General features: G+C 49.4%; 10 protein-coding genes and 2 tRNA genes. 11 read left to right on the top strand and 1 reads right to left on the bottom strand.

The features are described 5' to 3' along the window. Positions 1–209 precede the first annotated feature (209 nt). On the top strand, positions 210–683 hold the full coding sequence (greA, locus tag VP504_RS08180) for a transcription elongation factor GreA (RefSeq protein ID WP_325893800.1): 474 nt from the start codon (positions 210–212) through the stop codon (positions 681–683). 81 nt (positions 684–764) lie between these two features. Here greA and yhbY read toward each other — a convergent pair whose 3' ends face one another. Beyond that, positions 765–1,061, bottom strand: a complete 297-nt coding sequence (yhbY, locus tag VP504_RS08175) for a ribosome assembly RNA-binding protein YhbY (protein WP_325893798.1) — start codon at positions 1,059–1,061, stop codon at positions 765–767. Positions 1,062–1,192: 131 nt separating this feature from the next. Here yhbY and rlmE point away from each other — a divergent pair, with 131 nt between their 5' ends. From rlmE to infB, 10 genes are all read left to right on the top strand, one after another. Continuing rightward, entirely contained in the window at positions 1,193–1,822 is a 630-nt protein-coding gene (gene rlmE, locus VP504_RS08170; protein ID WP_062705990.1) for a 23S rRNA (uridine(2552)-2'-O)-methyltransferase RlmE, read from the top strand. Between the two features lie 50 nt (positions 1,823–1,872). Then, positions 1,873–3,822 carry an ATP-dependent zinc metalloprotease FtsH gene (gene ftsH, locus VP504_RS08165; protein WP_442788903.1) on the top strand — a complete coding sequence of 650 codons (1,950 nt, stop codon included), beginning with the start codon at positions 1,873–1,875 and terminating at the stop codon, positions 3,820–3,822. Positions 3,823–3,909: 87 nt separating this feature from the next. Further along, on the top strand, positions 3,910–4,761 hold the full coding sequence (gene folP / locus VP504_RS08160) for a dihydropteroate synthase (protein ID WP_325893797.1): 852 nt from the start codon (positions 3,910–3,912) through the stop codon (positions 4,759–4,761). Continuing rightward, positions 4,758–6,095 carry a phosphoglucosamine mutase gene (glmM, locus tag VP504_RS08155; protein WP_325893795.1) on the top strand — a complete coding sequence of 446 codons (1,338 nt, stop codon included), beginning with the start codon at positions 4,758–4,760 and terminating at the stop codon, positions 6,093–6,095. The genes folP and glmM overlap by 4 nt, the downstream gene beginning before the upstream one ends. A 211-nt stretch (positions 6,096–6,306) precedes the next feature. Beyond that, positions 6,307–6,639, top strand: a complete 333-nt coding sequence (secG, locus tag VP504_RS08150) for a preprotein translocase subunit SecG (RefSeq protein ID WP_325893794.1) — start codon at positions 6,307–6,309, stop codon at positions 6,637–6,639. 8 nt (positions 6,640–6,647) lie between these two features. Then, a tRNA-Leu gene (locus tag VP504_RS08145) sits at positions 6,648–6,734 on the top strand. Positions 6,735–6,808: 74 nt separating this feature from the next. Next, positions 6,809–6,885 (top strand) — tRNA-Met (locus VP504_RS08140). Positions 6,886–7,054: 169 nt separating this feature from the next. Beyond that, positions 7,055–7,510 carry a ribosome maturation factor RimP gene (rimP, locus tag VP504_RS08135; protein WP_062667298.1) on the top strand — a complete coding sequence of 152 codons (456 nt, stop codon included), beginning with the start codon at positions 7,055–7,057 and terminating at the stop codon, positions 7,508–7,510. Between the two features lie 21 nt (positions 7,511–7,531). Continuing rightward, positions 7,532–9,019: a transcription termination factor NusA gene (gene nusA / locus VP504_RS08130; RefSeq protein ID WP_325893793.1), complete on the top strand. Its 1,488-nt coding sequence runs from the start codon at positions 7,532–7,534 to the stop codon at positions 9,017–9,019. A 21-nt stretch (positions 9,020–9,040) separates the two neighbouring features. Then, positions 9,041–11,740, top strand: coding sequence for a translation initiation factor IF-2 (gene infB, locus VP504_RS08125; protein ID WP_325893792.1), 2,700 nt, complete (start codon positions 9,041–9,043; stop codon positions 11,738–11,740). Positions 11,741–11,780: the final 40 nt, after the last annotated feature.

The following is an 11,780-nucleotide window of genomic DNA, read 5'->3' as shown; positions in this document are numbered from 1 at the left end:
ATGGCTACGTGAGAATTTCTTTTTGGATTATGAGTTTACCTCCCAGCTTCTCTTTTCGGAGAGTGTGCGTTTCAAATCGTTGGTGACCTGAGAAGATAACTTGTTTACACTGAGATGAAAGTTATTCGTTGGCTGCGCTCAAACTCTGTCTGGGCGTGGCTTTGTTTTTGCCAAAACATATGGTTTTGGTCACAGAGGTAATGTCATTTATGGATAAAGTACCAATGACTGTGCGTGGCGAACAGCAATTGAGAGAAGAGCTGGAACGCCTGTTGAAACGCCGTCCGCTAATCACTCAAGCGATTGCTGAAGCACGCGAACTAGGTGACCTGAAAGAGAATGCGGAGTACCATGCTGCTCGAGAAGAGCAGGGCATTTGTGAAGCACAAATCCGTGATATTGAGTACAAGCTTTCTGTCGCTCAGGTGATCGACATTGCGAAGATGCCAAACAACGGCAAAGTTATCTTCGGTTCAACTGTTACGCTTATCGACTGCAATACTGATGACGAGGTGACTTACCAAATCGTGGGTGACGACGAGGCTGACATCAAGCAGAACCTGATTTCTATCAACTCGCCAATTGCGCGTGGTCTTATCGGCAAAGAAGAAGGTGATGAAGTGTCAATCACTGTGCCGGGCGGCGTGAAAGAGTTTGAGATTGATAGCGTAGAGTACGTTTAAAGGTTGGATGCCTGCCGTCGATAAAAATGTTAGCGATTGTTACAGGCAACTGATGTAAAAAAGGCCGCTAAGCGGCCTTTTTTATTTGCGTGGTAATTCGATTTTGCGCTCTTCGCTTTGGCGGTACAGTACCAGAACTTTACCGATAACCTGTACTTTCTCTGCTTTAGTTTCACGGACGATTGCGTCTACAATCAAGTTTTTAGTGTCGCGATCTTCGGACGCCACTTTCACCTTGATCAGTTCGTGATGATCGAGAGCGATTACAATCTCAGCAAGCACGGCTTCTGTCAGGCCATTTGCACCCATAAGTACAACCGGTTTCAGGTTGTGTGCCAGACCTTTCAGATACTGTTTTTGTTTTGTGCTTAGATTCATTGATGGCTCGATTTATTGTTTTATCGGGGTTGAAAACGTGACATTCTACCGCCATCTCTATCCAAACTGAACAAATATCCCCCCGAATCATCAGCAAGAATTTTGCGGTGGTATTGTGGGCTAGGTAAAACATGAGCAAAAAGAAACACTCAGCGAGTTCTGGTCGCTGGTTGAAAGAACATTTTGATGATAAATATGTTCAGGAAGCCCAGAAAAAAGGCTTTCGCTCGAGAGCAATTTTTAAACTCGACGAGATCCAGGGTAAAGATAAGCTGCTGAAACCGGGTATGACTGTTGTGGATTTGGGGGCAGCTCCAGGTGGCTGGTCTCAATACGCAGTAGAGCAGGTCGGTGATAGTGGACAGGTGATTGCTTGTGATATTCTGCCTATGGACTCTCTTCCAGGCGTGGCATTCTTGCAAGGCGATTTCCGCGAAGAAGCGGTGCTAAATGCGCTACTTGATCGTATTCAACCAGATATGGTGGATGTGGTGATGTCAGACATGGCGCCAAACATGAGCGGTAACTTGGCTTCAGACCAGCCACGCGCCATGTACCTTGTTGAGCTTGCATTGGACATGTGTCGTGAAGTCTTGGCACCAAACGGTTCCTTTATTGTCAAAGTGTTCCAGGGTGAAGGCTTTGATCAGTACTTGGCCGAAGTGCGTAAGATGTTTAAAGCGGTTAAAATCCGTAAACCTGATTCCTCACGTGCACGCTCACGCGAGGTCTACATTGTGGCTACAGGTTATAAACTGTAGTACTCTACCATTATTAATATAGTTTTTGCGGGGCTAACACCTTGAGTGACATGGCAAAAAACTTGATTTTATGGCTGGTTATCGCTGTCGTATTAATGTCTGTGTTCCAAAGCTTTGGACCGGGTGACAGTGCTGGCCGTCAAGTCGACTACACAACGTTTGTCCAAGAGATAGGACAGGATAAGATACAGGATGTACAGTTCGATAACCGTGAACTGAAAGTGACACGTCGTGACGGCACTGGCTATGTCACGTACATGCCTGTACTCCAAGATCCAAAGCTTCTGGATGACTTGATTAACCACAAAGTTCAGGTGCGTGGTACACCACCTGAAGAACCGAGCATTCTGGCGTCTATTTTCATCTCCTGGTTCCCAATGCTTCTGCTCATCGGTGTATGGATTTTCTTCATGCGCCAGATGCAAGGCGGTGGCGGTAAAGGTGCGATGTCTTTTGGTAAATCAAAAGCGCGCATGATGAGCGAAGAACAGATCAAAACGACATTTGCAGATGTTGCTGGCTGTGACGAAGCAAAAGAAGACGTAAAAGAACTGGTTGATTATCTGCGTGATCCAAGCCGTTTCCAGAAACTGGGCGGTAAGATTCCGACAGGCGTCCTGATGGTTGGTCCTCCTGGTACGGGTAAGACTTTGCTAGCGAAAGCTATTGCCGGTGAAGCCAAAGTCCCATTCTTTACCATTTCAGGTTCTGATTTCGTTGAGATGTTTGTGGGTGTGGGTGCATCACGTGTACGTGACATGTTCGAACAAGCGAAGAAAGCATCGCCGTGTATCATCTTTATTGACGAAATAGACGCAGTGGGCCGCCAACGTGGCGCAGGTTTGGGTGGTGGTCACGACGAGCGTGAGCAAACACTGAACCAAATGCTGGTTGAAATGGATGGCTTTGAAGGTAACGAAGGCATCATTGTTATTGCCGCAACGAACCGTCCAGACGTTCTTGACCCAGCGCTGCTGCGTCCAGGCCGTTTCGACCGTCAGGTTGTTGTTGGTCTGCCAGATGTTCGTGGTCGTGAGCAGATCCTTAAAGTTCACATGCGTAAAGTGCCATTGGGCAGTGATGTTGAAGCGTCACTGATCGCTCGTGGTACCCCGGGTTTCTCGGGTGCAGATCTGGCTAACCTTGTCAACGAAGCAGCGCTGTTTGCTGCGCGTGGTAATAAGCGCGTTGTTTCAATGGTTGAATTTGAACTTGCGAAAGACAAGATCATGATGGGCGCAGAGCGCAAGTCTATGGTGATGTCCGAAGAGGTCAAAGAGTCAACGGCATACCACGAAGCAGGCCACGCTGTTGTTGGTCGCTTGGTGCCAGAGCATGACCCAGTGTACAAAGTTTCTATTATCCCACGTGGTCGTGCGTTGGGTGTGACAATGTATCTACCTGAGCAAGATCGTGTCAGCATGTCTCGCCAGCACTTGGAGTCGATGATTTCGAGTCTGTACGGTGGACGACTGGCCGAAGAGCTCATTTACGGTGTTGACAAAGTGTCAACTGGCGCATCTAACGATATTGAGCGTGCAACAGATATTGCCCGTAAGATGGTTACTCAATGGGGTTTCTCTGAGAAATTAGGTCCACTGCTGTACGCAGAAGACGAAGGTGAAGTGTTCCTGGGTCGCTCCGTGACACAGAGTAAGCACATGTCTGATGAGACTGCACGTCTTATCGATGGTGAAATTCGTGAACTGATTGACCGTAACTACCTACGTGCGCGCAAGATCATCGAAGAAAATATGGATATCATGCATGCGATGAAAGATGCATTGATGAAGTACGAAACTATCGATGCTGCACAAATTGATGACCTGATGGCAAGACGCCCTGTTCGTGAGCCAGCAGGCTGGTCCGCTGACGACAGTTCAGATAATACGCCGACCAAGCCAAGCGCTGAAGCCAGCTCTAGCGACGTTCCTCCGTCTTCGGACGAAGTGGAAACTGGCAACAAGTCAGTCGACCCAGACGGTAAGTCGGAAGCGTAATTGGTGATTCAAACCGACAAAACCCCGGGATAACTCGGGGTTTTTCTTTTATCTGTAGAAAATTCTCTGCCCGAACAAAGCCCTCATATGAAACTCGTCAGTAAAAATAAAACCCTCGATCTTTCTTCACCACAGGTGATGGGGATCCTCAACGTGACGCCGGATTCGTTTTCTGATGGCGGAAAATTCAACCGGTTAGATACCGCTCTCCTGCACGCCGAAGCCATGCTAAAAGCAGGCGCAACTATTTTGGATATTGGCGGTGAATCGACCCGTCCTGGTGCCGCAGACGTTTCCTTGGAAGATGAGTTGGAACGTGTGATTCCTGCTATTGAAGCTATTCGTTCTCGCTTTGATTGTTGGATATCTATAGATACCAGTAAAGCAGGAGTTATGCGTGAAGCCGTGGCTTCCGGTGCCGATATTATCAATGATGTACGTGCTCTTCAGGAGCCACAGGCATTGGAAGAGGCAGCAAAAGCCAATGTTCCCGTTTGCCTGATGCATATGCAGGGACAACCGCGCACCATGCAAACCAATCCAACCTACGACGATTTGTTTGGAGATATTTTTAGCTTCTTTGATGCTCGCTTGAAGGCGTGTGAAGGGGCAGGAATTGAAAAGAGCAAGGTTATTCTTGATCCTGGATTTGGCTTTGGGAAAACACTGACACATAACTACCAGCTACTTGCAAAGCTGGAGGACTTTCATCGATTTGGCCTACCAGTTCTGGCGGGAATGTCACGAAAGTCTATGATTTTTAAATTATTAGAAAAATCCCCCACTGAGATTCTCGGGGGGAGCTTAGCTTGCGCCACCATTGCTGCTTTGAAAGGGGCTCAAATCATCCGCGTTCATGACGTGGCTGAAACCTCCGATGTCGTCCGTATTGTGAACACAATGCGAGAAGCAGCAGGTTTATTTGGAGATAAACAATGACAGAACGTAAGTACTTTGGCACCGACGGTGTTCGCGGTAAAGTGGGTCAATTCCCGATCACGCCAGACTTCATCCTTAAGCTTGGCTGGGCAGCTGGTCGGATACTGAGTCAGCAGGGCACCAAGAAAGTACTGATTGGTAAAGATACTCGTATTTCTGGCTACATGTTGGAATCCGCGTTGGAGGCTGGGCTTTCAGCTGCAGGTCTGCAGGCTGCATTTACGGGACCAATGCCTACTCCAGCAATCGCTTACCTCACACAAACATTCCGTGCTGAAGCGGGTATTGTGATTTCAGCTTCACACAACCCTTACTACGATAACGGCATCAAGTTCTTCTCATCCGAGGGAACCAAGCTGCCGGATGCCATCGAGCTTGCGATTGAAGCTGAGCTTGAACAGCCACTAATGTGCGTAGAGTCAGCGCAACTGGGTAAGGCAAAACGTATTGTTGATGCCGCAGGCCGTTATATCGAGTTCTGCAAAGGCACTTTTCCGTCTGATATGAACTTGAAGGGAATGAAGATAGTTATCGACTGTGCTCATGGTGCTACCTATCACATCGCACCATCTGTGTTTAAAGAGTTGGGTGCCGATATCATCGCGATGGGTGTTGAGCCGAATGGTACCAATATTAACGATGAAGTAGGCGCGACCGATGTACGTGCGTTGCAGGCTCGTGTTGTCGAAGAGCAAGCTATGATGGGTGTAGCCTTTGATGGTGATGGTGACCGCGTGATCATGGTTGACCATGAAGGCAACAAAGTCGATGGTGATCAGATTGCCTATATCATCGCCCGTGAGTCATTGCGCCGTGGTGAGTTGAAAGGCGGGGTGGTGGGTACCTTGATGACCAACATGGGCATGGAATTGGCGCTGAAAAACCTCGGCATTCCGTTCACCCGTGCCAAAGTGGGTGACCGCTATGTGATGGAAAAGCTGCTGGAAAACGGCTGGAAAATCGGCGCTGAAAACTCAGGCCATGTCATTTTGCTGGATAAAGTGACGACCGGTGATGCGATTGTGGCTGCGTTGCAAGTACTGGCAAGTGTTGTCGGTACCGGTATGTCGCTGAAAGAGCTGTGCGATGGCATGAGCATGTTCCCACAAGTGCTTGAAAACGTGCGTTTCAGCGGCGCTAGCGACCCTCTGGAGTCCGACGCCGTGTTGTCAGCGAAAGCGTCTGTGGAAGCTAAACTTGGCGAGACAGGTCGAGTGTTGCTGCGTAAGTCTGGCACTGAACCGCTGATCCGCGTTATGGTGGAAGGCGAAAATGCGGAGGACGTAAAAGCCTACGCATTTGAAATTGCAGATGCGGTGAAAGCAAACTGCTAGTTTCCGAATCCTTACGGGGATGGTGGTGGGGCGGGAGCGTCCGGTTGGTCACAAGATGTGCAAACGAAATGAAAAGTCCTGTTTTTTTGCATTTTTCACTTGTTTCACCTGCTGGCATTCGTTAGTATTCTCCCGCTCCCAATGATGGGAGTTGCGCTGGTGAACTTGAATTGGTCATCTGGCTCAACAATTTGGAACATAGGTGGAACCCATGTACGAAATTCTACTTGTGATTTATCTGTTGGCCGCACTTGCTGTCATTGGCCTGGTACTGGTTCAACAAGGTAAAGGCGCAGATATGGGAGCCTCATTTGGGGCTGGAGCATCAAACACTGTGTTTGGCTCTGGCGGCTCTGGAAACTTCCTCACCCGAATGACCGCGATCTTCGCGACGATATTTTTTATTCTCAGCCTGGTGCTAGGTAACCTGACTGCTAAGCAGACAGAAGCAGGCGGAGAATACGATGATTTGAGCGTTCCAGTGGAACAAGTTCAGTCAGGTGATGTGCCAGCTGCTAGTAACAACAGCGACATCCCGAATTAATACCTTTCGCTGAGGTGGTGGAATTGGTAGACACGCTGTCTTGAGGGGGCAGTGCCTTAACAGGCGTGCGGGTTCAAGTCCCGCTCTCAGCACCAATTTGAAAGTCCTGAATAAGGCCATCGCACTTGAAATAGTGCATGAGGCGACGATATAATGTGCGCCGTTCGGACGCGGGGTGGAGCAGTTTGGTAGCTCGTCGGGCTCATAACCCGAAGGTCGTCGGTTCAAATCCGGCCCCCGCAACCACTTTGAGGTGATTGTTTATAGAGACCAAAACAGTCACTGGTCATGAGAAATCATGGTATCAGGGTCCAGTTACATTAAACCCCGAAATTCGGGGTTTTTTGTTATCTGAAGATGACCATTCGGATGGATGACTGGGCTTTTAAGCCCTTTTTTTATTTCTGGGGTTTGTATGACCGGACTAGAGAAACAGCTTCATGCCTTGCTTGAAGCGCCTGTAGAGGCACTGGATTACGAACTGGTCGGGCTTGAGTTTGTTCGCGCAGGACAACACTCCACCCTTCGTATCTATATCGATCACGAAAACGGCATCACAGTCGAAGATTGTGCAGAAGTTAGCCGTCAGGTTAGCGCAGTAATGGACGTTGAAGACCCGATTACTGTGGCTTACAGCCTGGAAGTATCGTCTCCTGGCTTGGAGCGACCACTTTTTAAAGCTGAACATTATCAGCGCTTTGTTGGCCATGAAGTAAACATTGTACTGAAGATGGCCATGCAGAACCGCCGCAAGTGGAAAGGTGACATTCTTTCTGTCGAAGGCGAAACCGTCACCATCAAGGTCGATGGCAACGAAGAAGCGTTCGCCCTGAGCAATATCGCCAAGGCCAACCTGGTTCCTTCATTTTAAGGCTAAATGAGGCATTAGTTCATGAACAAAGAAATCTTGGCTGTCGTAGAAGCGGTATCCAACGAAAAAGCAGTTCCGCGCGAGCGCATTTTTGAAGCACTGGAAACGGCGCTGGCTACAGCTACAAAGAAAAAATATGAAGCTGACATCGATGTACGTGTTGCTATCGATCGTAAAACCGGTGAGTTTGACACTTTCCGCCGCTGGTTGGTGGTAGAAGAAGTGGCGCTGCCAACGCGCGAAATCACGTTGGAAGCGGCACAATTTGAAGATGAAACTCTTGATCTTGGTGGTTTCGTTGAAGACGAAATCGAATCAGTGACGTTTGACCGCATCACAACCCAAACTGCTAAGCAAGTGATCGTACAAAAAGTACGTGAAGCAGAGCGCGCCCAAGTGGTTGAGCAGTTCATGGACAACGAAGGCGAGCTGATCACCGGTGTAGTTAAGAAAGTAAACCGCGATGTGATTATCGTCGATCTGGGTAACAACGCAGAAGCGGCAATCCAGCGTGACGATCAACTACCACGTGAAAACTTCCGCCCAGGCGACCGCGTTCGTGGTTTGCTGTATGCTGTACGCCCAGAAGCGCGCGGTTTCCAGCTATTCATGACCCGTTCCAAGCCAGAAATGCTGATCGAACTGTTCCGCATTGAAGTGCCAGAAATCGGCGAAGAGATGATCGAAGTGATGGGCGCGGCTCGCGACCCTGGCTCTCGTGCAAAAATCGCGGTGAAAACCAACGACAAGCGTATCGATCCAGTTGGTGCGTGTGTGGGTATGCGTGGTGCGCGTGTTCAGGCAGTATCTGGTGAGTTGGGCGGCGAGCGTATCGATATCGTGCTGTGGGACGACAACCCAGCGCAATTCGTTATTAACGCGATGGCACCTGCAGACGTTGCTTCTATCATCGTTGACGAAGACACCCATGCAATGGACATCGCCGTTGAAGCTGACAACCTAGCACAGGCTATCGGTCGTAACGGTCAGAATGTGCGTCTGGCTTCTCAGCTGACGGGCTGGGAACTGAATGTGATGACAGTTGAAGATCTTCATAAGAAACACCAGGAAGAAGCAGGCCAGTCTATCGAGCTGTTCAGCAAGCACTTGGACATTGATGAAGACTTCGCTGCCGTGCTGGTTGAAGAAGGTTTCACAACGTTGGAAGAAGTGGCATACGTACCAGCAGCAGAGCTTCTGGAAATCAATGGTCTGGACGAAGACACCGTTGATGAACTGCGTAACCGTGCGAAAGAAGCACTGACCACTATTGCGTTGGCAAAAGAAGAAATCCTCGATGGTGCAGAGCCGGCAGAAGACCTATTGGGTCTGGATGGCTTGGAACGCGAAATGGCGTTCCGTCTGGCGTCGAAAGGCGTCTGCACTCTGGAAGATCTGGCTGACCAAGGCACAGATGATCTTCTGGATATCGAGGGAATGGATGAAGTTAAAGCGGGCGAGCTGATTATGGCTGCGCGCAATATTTGCTGGTTCAGCGACGAAGCTTAAGCGCAGCAAAGGAGGAGCAGAATGTCAGAGGTTACAGTTAAAGCACTGGCGAGCGAAATTGATACGCCGGTAGAACGTTTGCTGAAGCAATTTCAAGATGCAGGCATTCAGAAATCGGCAGACGACAATGTAAGCCAAGATGAGAAACAAACCTTGCTGTCTCACCTCAAGCGTGAGCATGGTGATGATGGTAGCGCTCCCACTCGACTGACGTTACAGCGCAAAAAACGCAGCACATTGAGTGTTTCTGGTGCTGGCGGAAAGAGTAAGGATGTTCAGGTAGAAGTACGCAAAAAACGCACCTACGTGAAGCGCAGTGAACTGGAAGAACAGCGTGTAGCTCAGGAAGTTGCACAACGTGAAGCTGAAGAAGCAGCACAACGCGAAGCCGAGGAAAAGGCACGTCGTGAGGCTGAAGAAGCAGCGAAACGTGAAGTTGAAGAGAAAGCAAAACGCGAGGCTGAAGAGAAGGCCAAGCGTGAAGCAGAAGAAAAAGCACGTATTGCGGCTGAGAAAGCAAAAGCTTCCAACGAAACTGCAGAAGAAACTGCAGCTCGTGAAGCAGCTGAGGCGCAAGCAAAGAAAGAAGCTGATGAACTCAAGCGTCGCCAGGAAGAGGAAGCCAAGCGTAAAGCTGAAGAAGAAAGTCAGCGCCAGCTAGAAGAGGCACGCAAAATGGCAGAATTGAATGAAGAGCGCTGGAGTCAACAAGACGCAGCTGCTGTTGAAGTAATGGAAACAGCTGATCACCACACCACGACGTCGAAATATGCTCGTGAAGCAGAAGATGAGGCAGATCGCCGTCAAGAAGCTGCACCACGTCGTCGTAAGAAGAAAAAATCAGCACAAGAGAAAGATGACACTTCATCTTCTCGTCCGCGTGGTGGTAAGGGTGGCAAGATTAAAGGCCGTATGGCCAAGCCAACCTCAATGCAGCACGGTTTCCAGAAACCTGCGCAGAAAGTGACCCGTGATGTTGAAATCGGCGAAACCATCACTGTTGCTGAACTGGCAAACAAGATGGCGGTTAAAGCGACTGAAGTGATCAAGGCCATGATGAAGATGGGTGCGATGGCAACCATCAACCAGGTTATCGATCAGGAAACCGCACAACTGGTTGCTGAAGAAATGGGCCATAAGGTTGTTCTTCGCAAAGAAAACGAGTTGGAAGAGGCGGTACTGTCAGATCGTGACGGCGATGCTGTTCGTGAACCACGCGCACCGGTTGTTACCATTATGGGTCACGTTGACCATGGTAAGACGTCGCTGCTGGATTACATCCGTAAAGCGCACGTTGCATCGGGCGAAGCGGGCGGTATTACCCAGCATATCGGTGCATACCACGTAGAAACCGACAACGGCATGATCACCTTCCTGGATACTCCAGGACACGCAGCGTTTACGTCTATGCGTGCTCGTGGTGCGAAAGCAACGGACATCGTTGTTCTTGTTGTTGCTGCAGACGATGGCGTAATGCCACAGACTATCGAGGCAATCCAGCACGCGAAAGCGGCTGAAGTTCCTCTGATTGTTGCAGTGAACAAGATCGACAAAGAAGCGGCTAACCCAGACCAAGTGAAGAATGAGCTGGCACAGCACAACGTTATCCCGGAAGACTGGGGCGGCGAGAACATGTTTGTTCACGTTTCTGCGAAGCAAGGCCTTAACATTGATGCGCTACTGGAAGCTATCCTGCTGCAATCAGAAGTTCTGGAACTTGAAGCAATTCGTGACGGCATGGCGAGTGGTGTAGTTGTTGAATCACGTCTGGATAAAGGCCGTGGTCCAGTAGCAACTGTTCTGGTTCAGGAAGGTACGTTGAAGCGTGGCGATATCGTTCTGTGTGGTCTGGAATATGGCCGTGTTCGTGCGATGCGCGACGAGAACGGTAAAGAGATTGAAGAAGCGGGTCCTTCTATTCCTGTGGAAATCCTGGGTCTGTCAGGTGTTCCTCAAGCGGGTGACGAAGCGACTGTTGTGCGTGACGAGCGTAAAGCACGGGAAGTTGCACTCTACCGCCAAGGCAAGTTCCGCGACGTGAAACTGGCTCGCCAGCAGAAAGCCAAACTGGAGAACATGTTCTCTAACATGGCTGAAGGCGAAGTGTCTGAGCTGAACATCGTTCTGAAAGCAGACGTACAAGGTTCGGTTGAAGCTATCGCTGACTCACTGGTGAAACTGTCTACTGACGAAGTGAAAGTGAAGATTGTTGGCTCTGGTGTGGGTGCAATCACTGAAACTGACGCAGTACTGGCAGCAGCATCTAACGCGATTCTGGTTGGCTTTAACGTACGTGCTGATGCATCTGCACGTAAGACTATCGACACTGAAAGCCTGGATCTTCGTTACTACTCAGTGATTTACGCACTGATCGACGAAGTGAAGCAAGCGATGAGCGGCATGCTGGCGCCTGAGTTCAAACAAGAAATCATGGGTCTGGCAGAAGTACGTGACGTGTTTAAGTCACCGAAACTGGGCGCAATCGCAGGCTGTATGGTTACTGAAGGTACCATCAAGCGTAACAACCCAATCCGCGTACTGCGCGATAACGTGGTTATCTACGAAGGTGAACTTGAGTCACTGCGTCGCTTTAAAGACGATGTACAAGAAGTGGCGAAAGGTTACGAGTGTGGTATCGGCGTTAAGAACTACAACGATGTACGTGTAGGCGACCAAATCGAAGTATTCGAAATCGTCGAAGTGAAACGTACTATCGAATAATAACCGACTGTAACAGGTTGTTTATAAACACCATGGGGGG

This window comes from Grimontia sp. NTOU-MAR1 (assembly GCF_035758505.1).
GTDB lineage: Bacteria > Pseudomonadota > Gammaproteobacteria > Enterobacterales > Vibrionaceae > Enterovibrio > Enterovibrio marinus.
This window is presented reverse-complemented; position numbering and strand designations above follow the sequence as displayed.